The following is a 22,544-nucleotide window of genomic DNA, read 5'->3' on the forward strand; positions in this document are numbered from 1 at the left end:
ATTAGACTTGGCGACATGGCTCGCCGCCGCACACCGCCTCGCCGGCAACAGCTGCCTTCGCTGTCGCCGGCCCTGCGGCGGGTGGAGACCGGGCCCGACGGTCACGACTACGAAGTGCGCCCGGTCGCGGGCGGGCGTGCGCTCAAGACCTACCGCTGCCCCGGCTGCGATCACGAAATCCGTTCTGGTGTGGCGCATCTGGTGGTGTGGCCGGCGGACTCGGCCGGAGGCGAATTGCAAACGAGAGAAGAAGACCGCCGGCATTGGCACACGCCGTGCTGGACGAATCGGGCAAATCGCAGCCCGACCCGAAAGTGGTCGTGAATCGGTGGCACGGCTCGGAAGCCGGCTCGACCTTCTTGAAAAAGTAGCCTGAATTCGGTGGACGGCTAGGAAGCCGGCTCGACCAATTCGATCAGGACGCCGCCGCCATCCTTGGGATGGATGAAGTTGATCCGCGAGTTCGCTGTGCCGCGCCGGGGTGCCTCGTAGACCAGCCGCACGCCCTGCTCGAGAAGCCGCTCGCAGACGGCGTCGAGGTCGCTGACCCGGACGGCCAACTGCTGGATGCCCGGACCGCGCTTGTCCAGGAACTTCGCGATCGTCGAGGACTCGTCGATCGGAGCCATCAACTGGATCTGCGCTGGGCCGCCGTTCGCGCCGGCCACTGACAGCATTGCTTCGCGAATTCCTTGGTCCTCGTTGACTTCCTCGTGCACCAGGATCATGCCGAGGGTGTCGTGGTACCAGGCGATGGCTGCGTCGAGGTCGGGGACAGCGATGCCGACGTGATCGATCGCCGTCACCAGCGAGGTGGCCAGCAACTGACGGGCGTCAACTTGATCGGTCGTCATCACATAAAGGTAACCTGGCGGCAAAGATTGCGCTTCTCGGGGGGCCGAATGGGCCGTCCATGCGTCGCTAGGAGGTTGTTATGACGACATCGGTGATCGTTGCTGGAGCACGGACCCCGATCGGCAAGTTGATGGGTTCGCTGAAGGATTTTTCGGCCAGCGATCTGGGTGCGATCGCGATCGCCGGTGCGCTGGAGAAGGCCAATGTGCCCGCCTCCGCGGTGGAGTACGTGATCATGGGCCAGGTACTGACCGCCGGTGCCGGCCAGATGCCCGCCCGGCAAGCCGCGGTCGCGGCCGGTATCGGCTGGGACGTCCCGGCGCTCAGCATCAACAAGATGTGCCTGTCCGGTATCGATGCCATTGCGCTGGCTGACCAGCTGATTCGGGCCGGGGAGTTCGACGTCGTGGTGGCCGGTGGCCAGGAGTCCATGACGAAGGCACCCCACCTGCTGATGGACAGCCGTGCGGGCTACAAGTACGGGGACGTGACGGTGCTCGACCACATGGCCTACGACGGCCTGCATGACGTGTTCACCGACCAGCCGATGGGGGCGCTGACCGAGCAGCGCAACGACGTCGACAAGTTCACCCGCGCCGAGCAGGACGAGTTCGCTGCACAGTCGCATCAGAAGGCTGCTGCCGCCTGGAAGGACGGCGTCTTCACCGACGAAGTGGTGCCCGTGAACATCCCGCAGCGCAAAGGCGATCCGTTGCAGTTCACCGAGGACGAGGGTATTCGGGCAAACACCACCGTCGAGTCGCTGGCCGGTCTCAAGCCGGCTTTCCGAAAAGACGGCACGATCACCGCGGGCTCCGCGTCACAGATCTCCGACGGGGCCGCCGCGGTCGTGGTGATGAACAAGGACAAGGCGCAGGAACTGGGCCTGTCGTGGCTGGCCGAGATCGGTGCGCACGGAGTCGTGGCGGGGCCCGATTCGACACTGCAGTCCCAGCCCGCCAACGCGATCAAGAAGGCACTCGGCCGCGAGGGCATCACGGTTGACCAGCTCGATGTGGTGGAGATCAACGAGGCGTTCTCGGCGGTGGCACTGGCCTCCACGCGCGAACTCGGCATCAACCCCGAGATCGTCAACGTCAACGGCGGCGCGATCGCGGTGGGACACCCGATCGGCATGTCGGGCGCCCGGATCACGCTGCATGTGGCGCTGGAATTGGCGCGGCGCGGGTCGGGCTACGGCGTCGCGGCGCTGTGTGGGGCCGGCGGCCAGGGCGACGCACTGATTCTGCGGGCCGGCTAAGCGCGGCTGACCACTGGTCAGCGTTGCTGGAAGATCGGATTCGGTGCTCGTTGTGATGTTGCTCTCATGAGCCGAGCAGGGATCTTCGCGGGGCCGCTTTTCGCCCGAATTTCCTCGTGCGGAAGCCCCCGCGCCACCGGGTGGGTTGGCAATCAGCGCGCATGACAGACTTGACGGCGTGACACGTCCGAGATCCTCGATCGGGCCCGCGCTGGCTGGTGCGGTCGACTTGTCCGGTCTTAAGCAACGTGCTCAGCAGGGCCCACCGGCCGCCGGTGCCGCGGCCCGGCCGACACCTGCGGGGCCGGGAACCACTGAGGTCACCGAGGCCAATTTCGAAGCCGAAGTGCTGATGCGCTCCGACGAAGTGCCCGTCGTGGTCGCCCTATGGTCGCCGCGCAGCGAGGCCTGTGTCGAGCTGGTCGACACGCTGTCCGGCCTGGCCGCCGAGGACGGCGGCAAATGGTCATTGGCGACGGTCAATGTCGACGTGGCGCCCCGGGTGGCCCAGATCTTCGGTGTCGAGGCGGTTCCCACCGTCGTGGCCCTGGCCGCCGGCCAGCCACTGTCCAGCTTCCAAGGCTCGCAGCCCGCCGACCAGTTGCGCCGCTGGGTGGACCAACTGCTGTCGGCGACGGCCGGAAAGCTCAAGGGCTCAGCCGGTTCCGAGGACGAGGTGGAGGTCGACCCGGAGTTGGCCCAAGCCCGCCAGCAGCTGGAGGCCGGAGACTTCGACGCGGCCAAGCAGTCCTACCAGGCGCTGCTGAACGCCAACCCGGACAGCGTCGAGGCGAAGGGCGCGATCCGTCAGATCGACTTCCTGACCCGCGCAACCGCACAGCGTCCCGATGCGCTCGCCGTCGCGGATGCCGCCCCGGCCGACATCGAGGCGGCCTTCGCGGCAGCCGATGTGCAAATCCTCAACCAGGACGTGGCCGCGGCATTCGAGCGCCTGACGGCGTTGGTGCGCAGCACAGCCGGGGATGAGCGCACCCAGGTGCGAACGCGGCTGATCGAGTTGTTCGAACTCTTCGACCCCGCCGACCCCGAGGTCATCGCGGGTCGGCGCAACCTCGCCAACGCGCTCTACTGATTTACTCGGGTTCCAGCCACAGCGCCGACGTGGGCGGCAACACCAGCTGCGCCGAGGCCGGGCGACCATGCCACGGGTCCTCGGTGGCGTCCACACCGCCGAGATTGCCGATGCCCGAACCGTTGTAGTCTGTCGCGTCGGTGTTGAGCACCTCGCGCCAGCGACCGGCGCTGGGCAGACCGAGCCGGTAGCCACTGTGCTCCGCCCCGGAGAAATTGAAGACGCACGCCATGACCGAGCCGTTCTTGCCGTAACGCAGGAAGCTCAACACGTTGTTGCCGGAATCATTGGCGTCGATCCAGGAATAGCCCTCGGGCGTGGTGTCGCGGCTCCACAGTGCCGGCCGGTCGCGGTAGATGGCGTTGATGTCGCGCACGAAACGCAGCATCCCGTTGGAGAAGCCCTGCTCGTCGAGCTGCCACCAATCCAGGCCGTTTTGCTCTGACCACTCGGCGCGCTGCCCGAATTCCTGGCCCATGAACAACAATTGCTTACCGGGGTGGGCCCACTGGTAGGCCAGCAGGCTGCGCAGCCCGGCGGCCTTGACGTGATTGTTGCCCGGCATCCGGCCCCACAGCGTGCCCTTGCCGTGCACGACCTCGTCGTGACTGAGCGGCAGCACATAGTTCTCGCTGAACGCATACAGCATCGAGAAGGTCATCTCGTGGTGGTGGAAGCTGCGGTAGATCGGGTCGCGGCTGATGTAGTCGAGCGTGTCGTGCATCCAGCCCATGTTCCACTTCATCGAAAAGCCCAGGCCGCCAAGGTTGGTCGGCCGCGTCACGCCGGGCCACGACGTTGACTCCTCGGCGATCGTGACGATGCCCGGCGCGGCCTTGTGCGCGGTGGCGTTCATCTCCTGCAGGAACTGCACGGCTTCGAGATTTTCTCGCCCGCCGTAGATGTTGGGTGTCCAGCCGTCCGCGGGACGCGAATAGTCCAGGTAGAGCATCGAGGCCACCGCGTCCACTCGGAGGCCGTCGATGTGGTATTCCTCGAGCCAGTACAACGCGTTGGCGACCAGGAAGTTGCGTACCTCGCGGCGGCCGAAGTCGAAAACGTAGGTGCCCCAGTCGAGTTGCTCACCACGCTTGGGGTCGGAATGCTCGTAGAGCGGGGTGCCGTCGAAGCGGCCCAGTGCCCACGCGTCCTTGGGGAAGTGTGCCGGAACCCAGTCCACGATCACGCCGATGCCCGCCTGGTGCAGCGCGTCGACGAGCGCGCGGAAATCGTCGGGTGTGCCGAATCGCGATGTCGGCGCGTAGTACGAGGTGACCTGGTACCCCCAGGATCCGGCGAAGGGGTGTTCGGCCACCGGCAGCAGCTCTACGTGGGTAAATCCATGTTCGATGACGTAATTCGTCAGATCGGTGGCCAGTTGGCGGTAACTGAGTCCGGGTCGCCACGAGCCGAGATGCACCTCATAGGTGCTCATCGGTTCGAAGACTGGATTGCGCTGGGCGCGTTGTGTCATCCAGTCCCCGTCGGTCCAGGTGTAGGTGCTCGTCGTCACCCGCGAGGCGGTTTGCGGAGGCACCTCGGTGGCGAACGCGAACGGGTCGGCCCGTTCGGTGACGACGCCGTCGGCGCCGTGTACGCGGAACTTGTACAGGCCATCCGTCGCGAACCCGGGCCAGAACAACTCCCATACCCCGGTAGAGCCCAGCACTCGCATCGGAGCCTCGGTGCCGGTCCAGCCATTGAACTCGCCAATCAGGCTGATGCCCTTGGCGTTAGGCGCCCACACCGCGAACGACACGCCGTTGACGACGCCATCGGCCGTGGTGAATGAGCGAGGATGGGCGCCAAGGACTTCCCAGAGTCGCTCGTGCCGGCCCTCGGAGAACAGGTGCAGGTCGACCTCGCCCAGGGTGGGCAGGAAGCGATAAGCGTCGGCGGTCACGTGCGCGCCGGAACCGTAGTCCACCTTCAGTCGGTAATCGATAAGGTCCGCGAACGGCAACGCGACGGCGAACAGACCGGATTCGAGATGCTGCATGGGGAATTCGTCGTCACCGACGAGCGCGACGACGTCCTGCGCATGCGGGCGGAAGGCCCGGATGACGGTGTGGTCGTCGTATTCGTGAGCGCCCAGGATGCTGTGCGGGTTGTGGTGCGTGCCGGCCACCAGCCGGGCCAAGTCGCCCGGGTCAGGCGCCAGGTGCGTCCTGGCGACTTGCTCGGTTCGGCTCTCGGTTCGACTCATGTTGGTATCCCCTTCCGGGCCCTCTTACCTCCTGCGCAGCAACGTGTTTCGAGACTCCTGCGGGATGATTGGCATATTGATGATGTGGGCGACTGCGTATCCGGGATCGATGCGAACGTAATTTGACTGCCCCCACTGGAATTCCTGGCCGGTTATCTCGTCGCGCACCCAAAACCGCTCATAGGACTCCATACCCAATGCAGCCATGTCTAACCACAGCGTGCCTTCCTCGGGCCCGAATGCGTTGAGCGTCACCACCACCAACACGCAGTCTCCGGTGGCCGGGTCGAACTTGCTGAAGGCCATCAGCGCGTCGTTGTTGACGCCGTGGAAGTAAATGGTGCGCAATTGCTGCAGGGCGGGATGGACGCGGCGAATTGCGTTGAGCTGTTTAAGGAATGGTGCCAGCGACCTGCCCTCGGCGAGCGCTGCCGCGTAGTCGCGGGGGCGCAATTCGTACTTCTCCGAGTCGAGGTATTCCTCGCTGCCTTCGCGTACCGCACGGTGCTCGAACAGCTCGTAGCCCGAGTAGACACCCCAGGCCGGACTCATGGTCGCGGCCAGCACCGCGCGGATGGCGAACATACCCGGTCCGTTGTACTGCAGGATCGCGTGCAGGATGTCGGGCGTGTTCACGAACAGATTCGGCCGCCGGAAGTCGGCGAGGGCGGAGATGTCGTTGCCGAATTCGGTGAGTTCCCATTTGGCGGTGCGCCAGGTGAAGTAGCTGTAGGACTGCGTGAAGCCGAGTTTGGCCAGTCCGTACTGCCGGGCCGGCGGAGTGAACGCCTCGGACAGGAACAGCACGTCGGGATCGGCGTCCTTGACCTGACCGATCAGCCAGGCCCAGAAGTCGGGCGGCTTGGTGTGCGGGTTGTCGACCCGAAAGAACTTGATGCCATGGTCAACCCAGTGCCGGACCACGCGCAGCACTTCGTCGTACAGGCCCGCGGGATCGTTGTCGAAGTTGATCGGATAGATGTCCTGGTACTTCTTCGGTGGATTCTCCGCGTAAGCGATAGTGCCGTCCGGCAATTCGGTGAACCACTGCCGGTGTTCGCGGGCCCAGGGGTGATCCGGGGCGCATTGCAGTGCCAGGTCGAGGGCGACTTCCAGGCCCAGATCGCGTGCCGCGGCGACGAATTTGTCGAAGTCCTCGATCGTGCCCAGGTCCGGATGGATCGCGTCGTGGCCGCCCTCGTCGCTGCCAATTGCCCAGGGCGAGCCCACATCGCCGGGCGCCGCGGTGGGGGAGTTGTTGCGCCCCTTGCGATGTACTTTGCCGATCGGGTGGATCGGCGGCAGGTATACGACGTCGAATCCCATGTCGGCGATGCGCGGAAGGTCCGCGGCTGCCGTCGCGAATGTGCCGTGCACGGGGTTTCCGTCGGCGTCCCAGCCGCCGGTCGAACGCGGAAACATCTCGTACCACGAGCCGAAGCGGGCCAGCGGCCGGTCCACCCAGACGCCGTACTGCTCGCCGCGGGTGACGATCTCCCGCAGCGGATAGAGAGCCAGGATCTCCTCGATCTCGGGCGCCAGCGCCAGCGCGGTGCGCGTCACCGGATCTCCCGGGGCTCGCAACGCCGCGGCCGCGGCCAGCAGCGGATCACGATTCGCGCGCGGCACCCCGGTCGCGGCGCGCTCGAACAAACCGGCGCCGACCAACAGATCGTTGGACAGTTCCTTCTCGCCCTGGCCGGCATCCAGTTTGGCCAGCAGCCCGTGCCGCCAGGTGTGGAGCGGGTCACCCCACCCGTCCACGCGGAAGGTCCACAGCCCGACCCGGTCGGGCGTGAACTGACCATGGAAAACGTAAGGTTCCTGGCCCATCGTCATCGGCAGCTGCAGCGGTTTGACCCGCTCGGTGGGCTTGCCGTCGAGCGGGGACGCCAGCCGTTCCGGCGCCTGGACCGCTGTGACACGGCGGGTCTCGGTGACCTGCGGGTAGCGCGGCCCCAGGTAGCGGACTACCAGCGTCGCCGCGACCGCGTCGTGGCCTTCGCGCCACACCGCGGCGCTGACGGGGACCGTCTCGCCGACCACCGCCTTGGCGGGGTATGCGCCGCAGGAAACGACGGGTGCGACGTTATCGATCTCGACACGACCGGGCACGACCACTCCGTTCCGTCCGATTGGTTGCCGGCAAACCGCGGATTGTGCTGCGGCGCGGAATGCCTGCCGTCTGAGGAAACATCGTCTCGTGGGGGAAGTTCCTGTACTGGGGAAGCGTCTTTGCGGCCCCATTTACTACCCGTACCCACCCTAGTGTCTGGCCACACACCCGGTGGTGAACCGTCGAACACTGACCCTGCGAGCGTGGCAATCCTCAGTAAGGTGGTCATGTGTGAAAGCTCTCCGTCGCTTTACCGTCCGCGCCCACCTGCCCGAGCGGCTCGCCGCACTCGAACAGCTGTCCATCAATCTGCGATGGTCCTGGGACAAGGCGACGCAAGACCTATTCGCGAGCATTGATCCGTTGCTGTGGGCGAATTGCGGCAGCGATCCCGTGGCCCTGCTGGGCGCGGTCAACCCCGCGCGCCTCGATGAATTAGCGGTCGACGAGGGCTTCCTGCGCTGGCTCGACGAGCTGTCCGCCGACTTAAACGACTACTTGCGCCGCCCGCTGTGGTACCAGCAACAGCAGGAAGCCGGTACTGCGATGCCCACCGGTATCGCGTACTTCTCGATGGAATTCGGCGTCGCCGAGGTACTGCCCAACTACTCGGGTGGCCTGGGCATCCTGGCCGGCGATCACCTCAAGTCCGCGTCCGATCTGGGCGTGCCGCTGATCGCGGTCGGCCTGTACTACCGCTCCGGGTACTTCCGGCAGTCGCTGACCGCCGAAGGCTGGCAAAACGAGACCTATCCGTCGCTGGACCCGCAAGGTCTTCCGCTGCGGTTGCTCACCGATGCCGCCCGGAATCCCGCGCTGGTGGAATTGACGCTGCCCGACTCCGCACGCCTGTTCGCGCGGATCTGGGTGGCGCAGGTGGGCCGGGTTCCGCTGTTGCTGCTGGATTCCGACGTCCCCGAGAACGAGCACGATCTGCGCAGCGTCACCGACCGGCTGTACGGCGGCGACCAGGAGCACCGGATGCGCCAGGAGATCCTGGCCGGCATCGGCGGCGTACGGGCGATTCGGGCGTTCACCGCCATCGAAGGCCTGCCCGCGCCCGAGGTGTTCCACATGAACGAGGGGCACGCCGGGTTCCTCGGTGTGGAGCGCATTCGCGAGCTGATAACTGATTCGGGGCTGGACTTCGACACCGCCCTGACGGTGGTGCGCTCGGCCACCGTGTTCACCACCCACACGCCGGTGCCCGCCGGTATCGACCGTTTCCCGGTCGACATGGTGCGCCTCTACTTCGACGACTACCTGGACGAGGATTCCGACGATCAGGTGCCCGCGTTGTTGCCGGGCGTGCCGATCGATCGGGTGATTGCGCTCGGCGCCGAAGACGATGAGACCAAATTCAATATGGCGCACATGGGGCTGCGCCTTGCGCAACGCGCCAACGGGGTTTCGCTGCTGCACGGTCAGGTGAGCCGGGGCATGTTCAACGAGCTCTGGCCGGGATTCGACCGCGCCGAGGTGCCGATCGGGTCGATCACCAACGGGGTGCACGCCCGTACCTGGGCGGCACCGCAGTGGCTGCAGCTGGGCCGCGAGCTGGCCGGGCCGGAAGACGCGGCGTTCAGCGATCCGGGCGTGTGGCTACGGCTGCGGGAAGTCGATCCCGGTCACCTGTGGTGGATCCGCTCCCAATTGCGCTCGCTGCTGGTCGACGACGTCCGGCGGCGGCTGCGCCGCTCGTGGCTGGAACGCGGTGCATCGGACGCTGAATTAAGCTGGATTGCAACGGCTTTCGATCCCGACGTGCTCACCGTGGGCTTTGCTCGCCGGGTGCCGACGTACAAGCGGTTGACGCTGATGCTGAGCGACCCCGACCGCCTGGAACGACTGCTGCTGAACAAGGAACGACCGATCCAGCTGATCGTTGCGGGGAAGTCACACCCGGCCGACGACGGGGGCAAAGCCCTGATCCAGCAAGTCGTGCGGTTCGCCGACCGGCCCGAGGTGCGCCACCGCATCGCGTTCTTGCCCGACTACGACATGTCCATGGCCCGGCTGTTGTATTGGGGCTGCGACGTCTGGCTCAACAACCCGCTGCGGCCGCTGGAGGCTTGCGGCACTTCGGGAATGAAGAGCGCGCTCAACGGCGGTTTGAACCTGTCCATCCGCGACGGCTGGTGGGACGAATGGTACGACGGCGAAAACGGTTGGGAGATACCGTCGGCCGACGGGGTGAGCGACGACGAGCGCCGCGACGAGCTGGAGTCCAGCGCTCTCTACGGCCTGCTCGAGCAAGCGGTGGCGCCGAAGTTCTACGAGCGCAATGAACACGGGGTGCCACCGCGCTGGATCGAAATGGTCCGGCACACCCTGCAAACGCTCGGGCCCAAGGTGCTGGCTTCGCGGATGGTGCGTGACTACGTCCAGCAGTACTACACGCCGGCGGCGCAGTCGCTGCGCAAGACGATTGCCGACACGGGTGCGGGCGCATTCGGCGCCGCGCGTGAGCTGGCCGACTACCGGCGGCGCGCCGAACAGGCCTGGCCCAAGGTCGCGATCACCGACGTCGACTCCACCGGTCTGCCCGATACTCCGGTGCTCGGCTCCAAGCTCACCCTGACCGCGACCGTGCAGCTGGCCGGTCTGGTGCCCGACGAGGTCACCGTGGAGGCGGTGGTGGGCCGCGTCGATTCGGGCGATGCGCTGCTGGACCCGGTCACCGTCGAAATGTCGTACACGGGAACGGCCGAAGGCGGCAACCAGGTCTTCTCGACGACGACCTCGCTGCCGGTGGCAGGCGCGGTCGGATACACGGTCCGGGTGCTGCCGCAGCACCCGATGCTCGCGGCCGGCAACGAGCTTGGCCTGGTCGCTCTCGCCGGCTAAAAGCCTGCCTCAGGCTGGTAGGCCGTCCGGCGCGCCGCGCAGCCGCTGCAGGGCGCCGCGGACCTGCTCGGCGTTGGTGGTCTGCCAAAACGGCGGCAGCGACGCGCGCAGGTAGCCGCCGTAGCCGGCGGTGGCCATGCGCGAGTCGAGCACCGCCACCACGCCGCGGTCGGTGTCGCGGCGCAGCAGCCGTCCCGAGCCCTGCGCCAGCAACAGCGCCGCATGATTGGCCGCGACGGCCATGAAGCCGTTGCCGCCGCGGGCGGCCACCGCGCGCTGCCGGGCACCCAGCAGCGGATCGTCCGGCCGCGGGAACGGGATGCGGTCGATCAGCACCAGCGACAGCGACGGCCCCGGTACGTCGACGCCCTGCCACAGCGACAGCGTGCCGAACAGCGAGGTCTCGGGGTCGGCACTGAACTGCTCGACCAACGCCGAGGTGCTGTCGTCGCCCTGGCACAACACCGGCGTGGACAGCCGTTCGCGCATGGCGTCGGCGGCGGCCCGGGCGGCGCGCATCGACGAGAACAGGCCCAGGGTGCGCCCGCCTGCGGCGGTGATCAGTTCGGCGATCTCGCTCAGCTGCTCGGCCGAGCCGGTACCGTCGCGGCCCGGCGGGGGCAGATGTGCTGCCACGTAAAGGATTCCGGCCTTGGCATGCTCGAATGGCGATCCGACGTCGAGGCCACGCCAGGGCGGGCCATCCGTGGTCTCGTCGGGTCCTTTGAGGCCCCACGCCGAGGCCATCGCGTCAAAGGATCCGCCGACCGTCAACGTGGCCGAGGTCAGCACCGTCGTCGACCGCGAAAACACGTGGTTGCGCAACAAGGCGGCCACCGTCAGCGGCGCCACCCGCAGCACGGGTCGCGGCGAACCGCGGTTGTCCTCGTGGTCCAGCCACACCACCTCGGTGCGATCGGGGATCGCCGGCCCGAACGACGTCAGGATCCGCGACGCGGTATCGGAGATCTCGCTCAGTGCCGCAACGGCTTCGGCGCGCGCCGCGGCCGCCTTGGCGTCGCTGGTGGTGTCGATGTCGGCGCGCGCCGCGCCGGCTACGTCGCGCAGTGCCCTCAGGTATGTCGCCAGCTCGTCGTCGAGGTGATCGATGCGACCCGGCGTCGCGTCGTGGATCGCCGCCGCGAAGGTCGCGGTCGTCGTCTCCAGCCGCTGGACCAGTTCCGGGTGCACCAGCCGGGTGATCCGCCGCGCGGCGACCCCCAGGGCGGCCGACGTCAACTCCGCGGTGGCCACCGAGGTCACCCGGTCGACCAACTCGTGCGCTTCGTCGACCACCAACAGCGAATGTTCAGGCAGCACTGTCGATTCCGAGACAGCGTCGATCGCCAGCAAGGCGTGGTTGGTGACGACGACGTCTGCCACACCGGCGCGGCCGCGCGCGCGTTCCGAAAAGCACTCCGTGCCGAACGGGCAGCGGGCCACCCCGAGGCATTCGCGCGCGGAGACACTGACCTGTGACCAGGATCGTTCTGGCACACCGGGTTTGAGGTCGTCGCGGTCACCCGAATCCGTCGTCGAGGCCCAGGCGGTGAGCCGTTGCACGTCGCGGCCCAGGGCGCTGGCCGCCATCGGATTGAACAGCTCCTCTTGTGGTCGTCCCTCTTCGTCGTCCGGCTCGTCGGTGGACCCGTTGTGAATTTTGTTCAGGCACAGATAGTTTCGTCTTCCCTTGAGAAGCGCGAACTGCGGGGGATGCGGCAGCGCGTCGGCAAGCGAGTCGGCCAGGCGGGGCAGGTCGCGATCGACCAGCTGGCGCTGCAGGGCGATCGTCGCCGTCGACACCACGACCGGTGTCTCGTCAGCGATCGCATGCACGATCGCGGGAATGAGGTACGCCAGCGACTTGCCGGTCCCGGTGCCCGCCTGCACGGCGAGGTGCTCCCCGGTATCGAATGCGCGCGCGACCGCGGTGGCCATCTCCAGCTGACCGCTGCGTTCGCTGCCGCCGAGCGCGGTCACGGCGATGCCGAGCAGCTCGGGCACGGACCCGGAAACAGACTCCGACACGTCGTCCAAGTTATCCGAATCAGGTGATCAGACCGGGATGTGCAGCGTCGGAATCGCCGGGTCGCCGTGCGCCAATTTCAGGCCCTCCCAGGGCAGGCTGTGCAGCCCGGACGCGACCAGGTCCCGGGCGGCGGTCAGGGCCGCGTGGTCGGTGCCGGCCACCACCTCGCCCCCGCGGACGAGGGGGGTCGTCAGCACCCGGAACGGTTGGGTGGTCGAGGGTGGCCGGCCCGCCGGATGCACGACCTCTTCGGTGATCGTGCCGGTCGGGCGGGACAGTCGCAGCGCTTCTTTGTGGCCGCCCTGGGATTGCTTGTGGCTGCTGCGTTTCTGCACCGGTATGCCGTCGACTTCGACCAGCTTGTAGACCATCCCCGCGGTCGGGGCACCCGAGCCGGTGACCACCGACGTGCCGGCGCCGTAACTGTCCACCGGTTCGGCCCGCAGCGCGGCGATGGAGAATTCGTCGAGATCGCCGGAGACCACGATGCGGGTGCCGGTGGCGCCCAGCTGGTCGAGTTGCTCGCGCGTCTGGCGGGCCAGCACCCCGAGCTCGCCGGAGTCGATCCGCACCGCCCCGAGCGTCGGCCCGGCGGCGGCCACGGCATTGGCCACTCCGGTCGTCACGTCGTAGGTGTCCACCAGCAGCGTGGTGCCCACGCCCAACGCGTCGACCTGGGCGCGAAACGCCGCCAGCTCGTCGGGTCCGCCCGCGCCGGTGTGCAGCATCGTGAACGCGTGCGCGGCGGTGCCTTCGGTCGGTACGCCGTAGCGACGCTGCGCTTCCAGGTTGGAGGAGGCGGCGAACCCGGCGATATAGGCCGCGCGGGCCGCGGCGACGGCCGCGCGTTCGTGGGTTCGCCGCGAGCCCATCTCGATCAGCGGGCGGCCGGCGGCGGCACCGACCATGCGTGCCGCCGCGGAGGCGATCGCCGTGTCGTGGTTGAAGATCGACAGCGCCAGCGTTTCGAGCACCACGCATTCGGCGAAGCTGCCGCGCACCGACAGCACCGGTGAGCCGGGGAAATACAGCTCGCCTTCGGCGTAGCCGTCGATATCGCCGGTGAACCGGAAATCGCGGAGGTAACGCAAGGTGTCGGCGTCGAGGAATTCCGCCAGTAGCCGGCATGCGTCGTCGTCGAACCCGAACTGTGGCAAGGCCTCCAGCAAACGGCCGGTGCCCGCGACCACGCCGTAGCGCCGCCCCTCGGGCAGGCGGCGGGCGAACAGTTCGAACGCGGTCCGGCGCTCGGCCGTGCCGTCGCGCAGGGCCGCTGCCAGCATGGTCAACTCGTACTTGTCGGTTAACAGCCCAGCTAAGCCCGGCTCGTTCATTCTCCCAACGGTAACGGCTGGCGGCGCGCGGCTGGTCTCTCGGTATCCTGGAGGCCATGGTTGTTGCGTCAGCGCCTACCAAGCCCGGCACCACCGGGCAACGCGAGTCCGCTCCAGTCGACGTCACGGCCAGTCCATGGGTCACCGTCGTGTGGGACGACCCCGTCAATTTGATGACCTACGTGACGTATGTGTTCCAGAAGTTGTTCGGCTATAGCGAGCCGCACGCCACCAAACTGATGTTGCAGGTGCACAACGAAGGCAAAGCAGTGGTGTCGGCGGGTAGCCGTGAGTCAATGGAAGTCGACGTATCCAAGCTGCACGCCGCCGGTTTGTGGGCGACGCTGCAGCAGGATCGCTGAGATCCAAGGGTATCCGGAATCTCCTGTGCGCAAATGGAAGCGGGTTGAGACCGCAGCTGGTCCCCGTTTTCGGTCTTCCTTGGCGTCGCACGAGGCGGAACTGCTCAAGAATCTGGTCGGCGCGCTGATCGACTTGCTCGACGAACGCGAATCCTCCTCGCCGTCAGACGAACTCGAGGAGATCACCGGCATCAAGACCGGAAATTCGGAGCCGCCCGGCGATCCGACGCTGCGCCGGCTGCTGCCCGACTTCTACCGGCCGGAGGACGAGGACGCGTCGAGCGCCGGGACGGAAACGCCCGAAGGTCTCAACGCCGCGCTGCGCAGTCTGCACGAGCCGGAGATCATCGACACCAAACGTGTTGCGGCACAACAGCTGTTGCAGACGATTCCGGACGGCGGCGGACGTTTCGAGCTGAGCGAGGACCAGGCCAACGCCTGGATCTCGGCCGTCAACGACATTCGGCTGGCGCTGGGAGTCATGCTCGAGATCGGGCCGGAAGGGCCGGAACGGCTGCCCACCGACCATCCGATGGCCACCCACTTCGACGTCTACCAGTGGCTGACCGTGCTGCAGGAGTTCTTGGTCCTGGTGCTGATGGGCAAGCAGGCCGGATGAACTCGCTCACCGATGTCAGCGGCATCCGCGTCGGCCACTACCAGCGCCTCGACCCGGACGCCTCGCTCGGCGCCGGGTGGGCCAGCGGCGTCACCGTCGTGCTGACACCGCCGGGGACCGTCGGCGCGGTCGATTGCCGCGGCGGTGCACCCGGCACCCGGGAGACCGATCTGCTGGACCCGGCCAACACGGTGCGGTTCGTCGACGCGGTGCTGCTGGCCGGCGGCAGTGCCTACGGCCTGGCTGCCGCCGACGGCATCATGCGCTGGCTGGAGGAACACGAGCGCGGCGTGGCGATGGAGGGCGGCGTGGTGCCCATCGTGCCGGGCGCGGTGATCTTCGACCTGCCGGTCGGCGGCTGGGCTTGCCGGCCGACGGCGGAGTTCGGCTTTCTAGCCTGCGAAGCCGCCTGCGCGGCCGCCGGCGCGACGACCGCCGTCGGCACGGTCGGCGCCGGGGTGGGCGCGCGGGCCGGCGTACTCAAGGGCGGCATCGGAACGGCGTCGACGACGCTGCCCTCCGGCGTCACCGTCGGCGCGATCGTCGCGGTGAACTCCGCGGGCGAGGTCGTGGACCGGACCACCGGCCTGCCGTGGATGGCGGACCTGATCAAGGAGTTCGCGCTGACGCCGCCGCCGGCCGACCAGATCGAGGTGCTCGCGCAGCTGCCCTCTCCGCTGGAAGCGCTGAACACGACGATCGCGGTGGTCGCGACCGACGCCGCGCTGAGCTCACCAGCATGCCGGCGCATTGCGATCGCCGCCCAGGACGGCCTGGCCCGCACCGTCCGCCCGGCCCACACTCCGCTGGACGGCGACACGGTGTTCGCGCTGGCGACCGGGGCGGTCGAGGTGCCGCCGCCCGCCGATGCGCCCGCCGCGATGTCTCCCGAGACGCGGCTGGTCACCGAGGTGGGTGCCGCCGCGGCCGATTGCCTGGCCCGTGCGGTGCTGGTCGGTGTGCTGGCGGCCGAGTCGGTCGCCGGAATACCGACTTACCGCGACACGTTGCCCGGCGCATTCGGGCGAGAGCGCGGTTGAGTGCCGAGGCCGGGTGGACGTACCTGTCGACCGGCGCCTATGCCGGTAGCCTGGATGATGCCGAGGACGCTCTAGAAGGGCAGTTATGGGCATGAGCCCGAGTCAACAGCGCACACCCGCTACGCAACCGAAAAAGCGGCCCGAGTGGATGGTGGGCGGGGCCACGATCCTCACCTTCGTGGCGCTGCTCTACCTGATCGAGCTGTTCGACCAACTGTCGCGGCATTCCCTGGACGCCAACGGCATCAGGCCACTGGAAACCGACGGCCTGTGGGGGATCGTCTTCGCACCCGTGTTGCACGCCAACTGGCAGCATCTGATGGCCAATACCGTGCCACTGCTGGTGCTCGGATTTCTGATGACCCTGGCCGGCTTGTCCCGGTTCGTGTGGGCCACCGCGATCGTGTGGATCCTCGGCGGCTTCGGCACCTGGCTGATCGGCAACTGGGGCAGTAACTGCGGGCCGACGGATCACATCGGGGCTTCCGGCCTGATCTTCGGCTGGCTGGCTTTTCTGCTGGTCTTCGGGATATTCGTGCGGCGCTTCGTCGACATCGTCATCGGTCTGGTGGTGCTGTTCATCTACGGCGGCGTCCTGCTCGGCGCGATGCCGGTGCTCGGTCAATGCGGCGGGGTGTCATGGCAGGGCCACCTGTGTGGTGCCATCGCCGGCGTCGTCGCCGCGTATCTGTTGTCGGCCCCCGAACGCAAGGCCCGGGCGAAGCGAAAAGCCGGCAGCGCGCCGCGGCTGACGACATGAGCTCACCACTAGCGCCCGTCGGAGTCTTCGACTCCGGCGTCGGGGGACTGACGGTAGCCCGCGCGATCATCGACCAACTGCCGGACGAGGACATCGTCTACGTCGGCGACACCGGCAACGGTCCCTACGGTCCGCTCACCATTCCCGAGGTTCGTGCCCACGCGCTGGCCATCGGTGACGATCTGGTCGGCCGCGGCGTGAAGGCGTTGGTGCTCGCCTGCAACACCGCCTCGGCGGCATGCCTGCGCGATGCCCGTGAGCGCTACGACGTGCCCGTCGTCGAGGTGATCCTGCCGGCGGTGCGCCGCGCCGTCGCAACGACCCGCACCGGCCGCATCGGCGTCATCGGCACCCAAGCGACCATCACCTCGCACGCCTACCAGGACGCATTCGCCGCTGCCCGCGACACCGAGATCACCGCGGTGGCCTGCCCGCGCTTCGTCGACTTCGTCGAGCGTGGCGTGACGAGCGGGCGTCAGGTGCTGGGACTGGCCGAGGGGTATCTGGAGCCGCTGCAACGCGCTCAGGTCGACACGCTGGTGCTGGGCTGCACGCACTATCCACTGCTGTCCGGGTTGATTCAGCTGGCGATGGGCGAAAATGTGACGCTCGTTTCAAGTGCCGAGGAAACCGCGAAGGAAGTGCTCCGGGTGCTCACCGAACAGGATTTGCTGCGCCCTCATGACGCGGCGCCGGCCACCCGCGTCTTCGAAGCTACCGGCGACCCGGATGCCTTCACGAAATTGGCGGCGCGATTCCTGGGGCCCGCCGTCAGCGGTGTCCGGCCGGTGCATCACTCGCCCATCGGCTAGGCCGCAGAGAGATTCTCATCACATCAATCATGCGATGTTTTTCTCATGGTGCTTCCGGGCATGGCACAGTAGTGCCTGTGCGAATAACCGTGCTCGGCTGCTCGGGCAGCGTGGTCGGTCCGGACTCGCCAGCGTCGGGATATTTGCTTCGGGCTCCGGACACTCCGCCGCTGGTACTGGACTTTGGCGGGGGTGTGCTAGGCGCCCTGCAGCGCTACGCCGACCCCGGTTCCGTGCACGTCCTCTTGTCCCATCTGCATGCCGACCATTGTCTGGACATGCCGGGACTGTTCGTGTGGCGTCGCTACCACCCGTCGTCGCGTCCGCTCGGCAAGGCGATGCTGTACGGCCCCAGCGACACCTGGTCGCGGCTGGGGGCCGCGTCGTCGCCCTACGGCGGTGAAATCGACGACTGCTCGGACATATTCGACGTCCGTCACTGGGTCGACTCCGAAGCGGTCGAAATCGGTGCACTCACCGTGACGCCCCGGGTGGTGGCACACCCCACCGAGTCCTACGGCCTGCGCATCACCGATCCCAGCGGAGCGTCGTTCGTCTACAGCGGCGACACCGGGGTCTGCGATCAGCTCGTCGAGCTGGCTCGCGACGCCGACGTGTTCCTCTGTGAAGCGTCCTGGACGCACGACCCAGATCATCCGCCCGCCCTGCACTTGTCGGGCACCGAAGCCGGCCGGGTTGCGGCGCAGGCCGGCGTGCGCGAGCTGCTGCTGACCCACATCCCGCCGTGGACCTCGCGCGAGGACGTGATCAGCGAGGCCAAGGCCGAGTTCGACGGTCCCGTGCACGCCGTGGTGTGCAACGAGACGTTCGACGTTCGGCACTCCGAACGGGTCTGATTCAACCGATCCCTTGCGTGACGGACCGGCGGGCTAGGGTGGCGTCGTGTCAAAACGAGAAGACGGTCGCAATGACGACGAGCTTCGCCCGGTGGTCATCACCCGGGGCTTCACCGAAAACCCCGCGGGTTCGGTGCTGATCGGATTCGGTGGAACCAAAGTCCTGTGCACCGCGAGTGTCACCGAGGGAGTGCCGCGCTGGCGCAAGGGGTCTGGCCTGGGCTGGCTGACCGCGGAGTACGCGATGCTGCCGTCGGCCACCCACACCCGGTCCGACCGGGAATCGGTGAAGGGGCGGCTATCCGGGCGCACCCAGGAAATCAGCCGGCTCATCGGACGCTCGCTGCGCGCGTGCATCGACCTGGCGGCGTTGGGGGAGAACACAATCGCCGTCGACTGCGATGTGCTGCAGGCCGACGGCGGCACTCGCACCGCAGCGATCACGGGTGCCTATGTGGCGCTGGCCGATGCGGTCACCTACCTGTCGGCGGCGGGCAGGCTGTCGGATCCGCGGCCGTTGTCGTGTGCGATCGCGGCCGTCAGCGTCGGCGTGGTCGACGGCAGGATCCGCGTCGACCTGCCCTACGAGGAGGACTCGCGCGCCGAGGTCGACATGAACGTCGTCGCGACCGACACCGGAACCCTGGTCGAGATCCAGGGCACCGGTGAGGGTGCGACCTTCCCGCGCTCGACGCTGGACAAGCTGCTCGACTTGGCGCTCAGCACGTGCGACACCCTGTTTGCCGCTCAGCGCGAGGCGCTGGAGTTGCCCTACCCGGGCGTGCTGCCCGAGGGGCCGAATCAGCCGAAGGCGTTCGGCAGCTGACCCCGCTGCCCGTCGCCCGTTTGTCCCCCTTCGATCCAAAGTCGTTGGTAACCTACGCCAGGCAGGGAAGGGGTCCGTTGAGCGGAGCGAGTTTGCAGACTCACGCCTTGAATTGGCGCACGCTGGGCGGGTTGGCCATGCTGGGTATCGCGTTGGTTCTGACCGGCTGTGGCTCCTCGGACACCCGCACGGGGTCATCCTCGTCTCCGGGCGGGGTGGTCACCACGCTTCCCGGCACCGAAACGTGCTCGGGGCGACCGCCCCAGAATGCCGCGTCGCCCGACTTCTATCGGCAGCAGTACGCGGACGGTCTCGCGACTCCGCTCAAAGAGAGACTGAAAACCTACGACTCGGCGGTCGAGTCCGGTGATGTTCACGGTGTTGGCCAAGCCGCCGGCACTCTCGGCACCGAGATACGAGCGTACGGACGCATGGTCGATGTCCCGCGGTTGTATGGCTGCTATGACCAGCAGGTGTTGGCGCATCTGCAGAACGCGGCGAAAGCCTTTGCAAACACGCTCGACGCGCTGTCTTGTGCCACCGCGAACATGTGCAACCGCAAGCAGACCGAGGTCACCGGTATCGTCGCGCAAGCGGCTCAGCAGGAACGGGGCGCCGTCGAGGCGTTCAATGCCTACGCTGCGCAGTTCGGCGGGATGGAGATCCCGGCGCGGACCTCGGCCGCACGGGGCTGGCGCACCTCGGCGGTGTAGTGGCGCGCTTGACTGAACTGCTGGTCGCCAGCCGCAACCCCAAGAAGCTGGCCGAACTGCGCCGGGTGCTGGACGGCGCCGGGCTGTCGGGGCTGACGCTGGTGTCGCTCGACGATGTCGCGCCCTTCGACGAGGCGCCCGAAACCGGTGCGACGTTCGAGGACAATGCGCTGGCCAAGGCGCGGGATGCGTTCGCCGCCACGGGGTTAGCGACCGTGGCCGACGATTCAGGCCTGGAGGTCGCGGCGCTGCGCGGCATGCCCGGCGTGCTGTCGGCGCGCTGGGCGGGCACCCACGGCGACGACGCCGGCAACACCGCGCTGTTGCTCGCCCAGCTTCGCGATGTGCCCGACGAACGGCGCTCGGCGGCGTTCGTGTCGGCCTGCGCGCTGGTATCGGAGCGCGGCGAAGTCGTCGTCCGCGGCGAGTGGCCGGGCACGATCGCCCGCGCGCCACGCGGCGACGGCGGGTTCGGCTACGACCCGGTTTTCGTTCCCGTCGGTGACGAGCGCACCGCGGCGCAACTCAGCCCGCAGGAGAAGGACGCGGCCTCGCATCGTGGCCGCTCGCTCGCGCTGCTGCTGCCCGCCTTGCGCGCCCTGGCCTGAGGAGGTGAGCGGCGCCGTCGCGGATAAGCGGAAGAGGGAATAGGCGATTTGCCCGCCTCTGAGCGACAACTCGAGGGCTGCACGCTCACCCCAACGCGACTCGAACCGCACTCGGTCCGACTCCACCGAAGTTGTCGCTCAGAGGCGGGCAAAAAGTGTCGTGCCCCCGGGCAAGGGGCACGTGTGGCTGATGCGACTCATAGCCCGAAGCGGGCCTTGATGTCCTTGGTCTGGAAGTGCTCGACGACGATGCCCAGCAGCGGGATCGTGCCGGCCAGCAGCACGCCGATCGTCTTGCCGATCGGCCACCGAACCTTGATCGCCAGATTGAAAGCGGTCAGCACGTAGGCGAAATACACCCAGCCGTGCACCACTTCGATCCACCGGATCTCGTGGTGGAAGGCGAGGTGCGAGACGATCTCGTAGCACAGGGCGATCAGCCACAGACCCGTCGTCCACGCCATGATCCGGTACCCAAGCAAGGCGGGGCGGATGCGATCGGCGGAGACGGCTCCGGGTGTCTCGGGTGCGGTCATGCGGTGGTCCTGTTCTGCTTTTCGGCATCTTTGGCTGCGAGCTGGGCCAGGTAAGCGTTGTACTCCCGCAGGGCGGGATCGTCGGGTTGTTGCTGCGCGGGCGCGGGCCGCTCGGGAAGCAGCCCGGCCGGGATCTCGGTGACCGCGCCGTGGTTGCGCGGCTCCGGCGGCGCCTCCTCGTAGCGGACGAAGTTGCGATACGCGTAGACGCAGAACCACGCGAACAGCGGCCACTGCAGCGCGTAACCGAGGTTCTGGAACGAGCCCGACGGCGACTGAAACCGTGTCCACTGCCACCAGCCCAGGGCCAGGCAGCCGCACGCCGCGACGATCACCAAAATGATCAATGCGGGCCGGTGATGGCGCCTCGGACGGGCCTGGTCGGACACCCCTCGACGGTACCGCGCGGCGGTTGAAGCGGCGTCGCCCGCCATCCATTTCAGCGAACAACTGTTTAGTGAGTGACGTTGTGGGGAAGCCGAGTGAGAACCGTGTTCTCAGCTGAGTCACGGAACTTCGATACTCCACGAGGAACAAATAATGGGTCCTACCCTGCGCAGCCTCACTCGTTGGAGCAAGGCGCCCGCGAAAGGCGTCGAGACCGCCAAGTCCTGGGTCAACGTGCCACGGGGGCTGGCGGCCCGCGCGACCACGCCGTTGCTGCCCGACGACTACCTCAAAATGCTCAACCCGCTGTGGTCGGCGCGCGAACTGCGCGGCCTCATCGTGGATGTGCATCCCGAGACCGCGGATTCGGCAACCGTGACGATCAAGCCGGGCTGGGGCTTTTCCGGCAGATACCGACCGGGACAGTACGTCGGTATCGGATTGCAGATTGACGGCCGGTGGCACTGGCGGTCGTACTCATTGACGTCGATTCCACGCCGCGACAACAAGAACATCAAGATCACCGTGAAGGCCACTCCCGAGGGCTTCTTGTCGACACACCTGGTGAATGGCGTGGAGCCGGGAACCATCGTGCGCCTGGCCTCGCCGAAGGGGGAGTTCGCGCTGCCCGACCCGCCGCCGGCCAAAATTCTGTTCGTCACCGCGGGCAGCGGCATCACGCCGGTGATGGCCATGTTGCGGACTCTGAACGCTCGTAAACAGAACGCCGATATCGTGCACATCCACTCCGCCCCGAGCGCGGACGACGTGATCTTCCACGACGAGTTACGAGGTCTCCAGGAATCGCAGGACGGGTATCGACTTCACCTGCAGCTCACCGAAACGGACGGCCATATCAGATTCGACGAGCTCACCGACATCGCGGCCGATTGGCGAGAGCGATCAGCGTGGGTGTGCGGACCGACTGCCTTGCTGGATACCGCGGAAGAATTTTGGAAGGGCGCGGACGTCGGCGATCTGCTGCATATGGAGCGCTTTACTATCGCCGCTACCGACAAAGGCGGCGAAGGGGGCACTGTCACCTTCGCGATCTCCGACAAGACCATCGAAATCGATGGTGCCACTTCGCTTTTGGAAGCCGGGGAAAAGGTGGGCATTCAGATGCCGTTCGGATGCCGGATGGGGATCTGCCAGACCTGCGTGCTTTCGCTGGAGTCCGGGCACGTGCGCGACTTCAGGTCCGGGACCGAACACGGGGAAGGCGACCGCATCCAAACCTGCATCTCCACGGCATCCGGCAACTGCACGCTCAAGATTTAAGG

21 protein-coding genes and 1 pseudogene are annotated in these 22,544 nt (G+C 67.2%); 15 read left to right on the forward strand and 7 right to left on the reverse strand.

What is annotated here, in order from left to right; genetic code table 11:
• Positions 1-15: 15 nt before the first annotated feature.
• On the forward strand, positions 16-324 hold the full coding sequence (locus LMQ14_RS07615; RefSeq protein WP_267734154.1) for a hypothetical protein: 309 nt from the start codon (positions 16-18) through the stop codon (positions 322-324).
• A 65-nt stretch (positions 325-389) separates the two neighbouring features.
• Here the strand turns inward: LMQ14_RS07615 and mce are convergent, their stop codons facing one another.
• The gene (gene mce, locus LMQ14_RS07620) at positions 390-857 is read right to left on the reverse strand and encodes a methylmalonyl-CoA epimerase (RefSeq protein ID WP_267734155.1); all 468 of its coding nucleotides are present in this window, start codon (positions 855-857) and stop codon (positions 390-392) included.
• A gap of 77 nt (positions 858-934) precedes the next feature.
• Here mce and LMQ14_RS07625 point away from each other — a divergent pair, with 77 nt between their 5' ends.
• Both LMQ14_RS07625 and LMQ14_RS07630 read left to right on the forward strand, forming a co-directional pair.
• On the forward strand, positions 935-2,116 hold the full coding sequence (locus LMQ14_RS07625; RefSeq protein ID WP_267734156.1) for an acetyl-CoA C-acetyltransferase: 1,182 nt from the start codon (positions 935-937) through the stop codon (positions 2,114-2,116).
• Positions 2,117-2,294: 178 nt separating this feature from the next.
• Entirely contained in the window at positions 2,295-3,209 is a 915-nt protein-coding gene (locus tag LMQ14_RS07630) for a tetratricopeptide repeat protein (protein WP_267734157.1), read from the forward strand.
• 1 nt (position 3,210) lies between these two features.
• Here the strand turns inward: LMQ14_RS07630 and glgB are convergent, their stop codons facing one another.
• Together glgB and LMQ14_RS07640 are read right to left on the reverse strand one after the other, a co-directional pair.
• A complete protein-coding gene (glgB, locus tag LMQ14_RS07635) occupies positions 3,211-5,415 on the reverse strand; it encodes a 1,4-alpha-glucan branching protein GlgB (RefSeq protein WP_267734158.1) in 2,205 nt (734 codons plus the stop codon).
• A 24-nt stretch (positions 5,416-5,439) separates the two neighbouring features.
• Positions 5,440-7,530: an alpha-1,4-glucan--maltose-1-phosphate maltosyltransferase gene (locus LMQ14_RS07640; protein ID WP_267734159.1), complete on the reverse strand. Its 2,091-nt coding sequence runs from the start codon at positions 7,528-7,530 to the stop codon at positions 5,440-5,442.
• Between the two features lie 232 nt (positions 7,531-7,762).
• On the opposite strand from LMQ14_RS07640, the gene glgP reads away from it, so the two are divergent.
• Positions 7,763-10,378, forward strand: a complete 2,616-nt coding sequence (gene glgP / locus LMQ14_RS07645) for an alpha-glucan family phosphorylase (RefSeq protein WP_267734160.1) — start codon at positions 7,763-7,765, stop codon at positions 10,376-10,378.
• Between the two features lie 9 nt (positions 10,379-10,387).
• On the opposite strand, the gene LMQ14_RS07650 is transcribed toward glgP, so the two are convergent.
• A complete protein-coding gene (locus LMQ14_RS07650; protein ID WP_267734161.1) occupies positions 10,388-12,406 on the reverse strand; it encodes an ATP-dependent DNA helicase in 2,019 nt (672 codons plus the stop codon).
• 27 nt (positions 12,407-12,433) lie between these two features.
• Entirely contained in the window at positions 12,434-13,741 is a 1,308-nt protein-coding gene (locus LMQ14_RS07655; protein ID WP_267734162.1) for a nicotinate phosphoribosyltransferase, read from the reverse strand.
• 56 nt (positions 13,742-13,797) lie between these two features.
• Here LMQ14_RS07655 and clpS point away from each other — a divergent pair, with 56 nt between their 5' ends.
• From clpS to LMQ14_RS07705, 10 genes and pseudogenes are all read left to right on the forward strand, one after another.
• A complete protein-coding gene (gene clpS / locus LMQ14_RS07660; protein ID WP_267734163.1) occupies positions 13,798-14,103 on the forward strand; it encodes an ATP-dependent Clp protease adapter ClpS in 306 nt (101 codons plus the stop codon).
• A gap of 25 nt (positions 14,104-14,128) precedes the next feature.
• The gene (locus LMQ14_RS07665; protein ID WP_267734164.1) at positions 14,129-14,722 is read left to right on the forward strand and encodes a DUF2017 domain-containing protein; all 594 of its coding nucleotides are present in this window, start codon (positions 14,129-14,131) and stop codon (positions 14,720-14,722) included.
• A complete protein-coding gene (locus LMQ14_RS07670) occupies positions 14,719-15,762 on the forward strand; it encodes a P1 family peptidase (RefSeq protein ID WP_267734165.1) in 1,044 nt (347 codons plus the stop codon). Before LMQ14_RS07665 ends, LMQ14_RS07670 begins: the two co-directional genes overlap by 4 nt.
• Positions 15,753-15,857, forward strand: a pseudogene (cysM, locus tag LMQ14_RS07675) (cysteine synthase B); the annotation flags it as partial. The gene LMQ14_RS07670 and the pseudogene cysM, both read left to right, overlap by 10 nt.
• Positions 15,848-16,522, forward strand: coding sequence for a rhomboid family intramembrane serine protease (locus tag LMQ14_RS07680; protein WP_267734166.1), 675 nt, complete (start codon positions 15,848-15,850; stop codon positions 16,520-16,522). The pseudogene cysM and the gene LMQ14_RS07680, both read left to right, overlap by 10 nt.
• Complete coding sequence (murI, locus tag LMQ14_RS07685) at positions 16,519-17,334, forward strand: glutamate racemase (protein ID WP_267734167.1); 816 nt, start codon at positions 16,519-16,521, stop codon at positions 17,332-17,334. Before LMQ14_RS07680 ends, murI begins: the two co-directional genes overlap by 4 nt.
• 71 nt (positions 17,335-17,405) lie before the next feature.
• The gene (locus tag LMQ14_RS07690) at positions 17,406-18,191 is read left to right on the forward strand and encodes a cyclic nucleotide-degrading phosphodiesterase (protein ID WP_267734168.1); all 786 of its coding nucleotides are present in this window, start codon (positions 17,406-17,408) and stop codon (positions 18,189-18,191) included.
• 46 nt (positions 18,192-18,237) lie between these two features.
• Positions 18,238-19,017, forward strand: coding sequence for a ribonuclease PH (gene rph, locus LMQ14_RS07695; RefSeq protein WP_267734169.1), 780 nt, complete (start codon positions 18,238-18,240; stop codon positions 19,015-19,017).
• Positions 19,018-19,124: 107 nt separating this feature from the next.
• The gene (locus LMQ14_RS07700) at positions 19,125-19,730 is read left to right on the forward strand and encodes a hypothetical protein (protein ID WP_267734170.1); all 606 of its coding nucleotides are present in this window, start codon (positions 19,125-19,127) and stop codon (positions 19,728-19,730) included.
• On the forward strand, positions 19,730-20,338 hold the full coding sequence (locus LMQ14_RS07705) for a non-canonical purine NTP pyrophosphatase (RefSeq protein ID WP_267734171.1): 609 nt from the start codon (positions 19,730-19,732) through the stop codon (positions 20,336-20,338). Before LMQ14_RS07700 ends, LMQ14_RS07705 begins: the two co-directional genes overlap by 1 nt.
• A gap of 197 nt (positions 20,339-20,535) precedes the next feature.
• Here the strand turns inward: LMQ14_RS07705 and LMQ14_RS07710 are convergent, their stop codons facing one another.
• Both LMQ14_RS07710 and LMQ14_RS07715 read right to left on the reverse strand, forming a co-directional pair.
• A complete protein-coding gene (locus tag LMQ14_RS07710) occupies positions 20,536-20,874 on the reverse strand; it encodes a DUF3817 domain-containing protein (protein WP_267734172.1) in 339 nt (112 codons plus the stop codon).
• Positions 20,871-21,263 carry a hypothetical protein gene (locus LMQ14_RS07715; protein WP_267734173.1) on the reverse strand — a complete coding sequence of 131 codons (393 nt, stop codon included), beginning with the start codon at positions 21,261-21,263 and terminating at the stop codon, positions 20,871-20,873. The genes LMQ14_RS07710 and LMQ14_RS07715 overlap by 4 nt, the downstream gene beginning before the upstream one ends.
• Before the next feature lie 151 nt (positions 21,264-21,414).
• Here LMQ14_RS07715 and LMQ14_RS07720 point away from each other — a divergent pair, with 151 nt between their 5' ends.
• Positions 21,415-22,542 (forward strand): ferredoxin reductase, encoded by a 1,128-nt coding sequence (locus LMQ14_RS07720; protein ID WP_267734174.1) that lies wholly within the window; start codon positions 21,415-21,417, stop codon positions 22,540-22,542.
• The last annotated feature ends 2 nt before the right edge of the window (positions 22,543-22,544 follow it).

Origin of the sequence: Mycobacterium sp. Aquia_213, from assembly GCF_026625985.1 — a bacterium.
In the GTDB taxonomy this organism is placed as follows: domain Bacteria; phylum Actinomycetota; class Actinomycetes; order Mycobacteriales; family Mycobacteriaceae; genus Mycobacterium.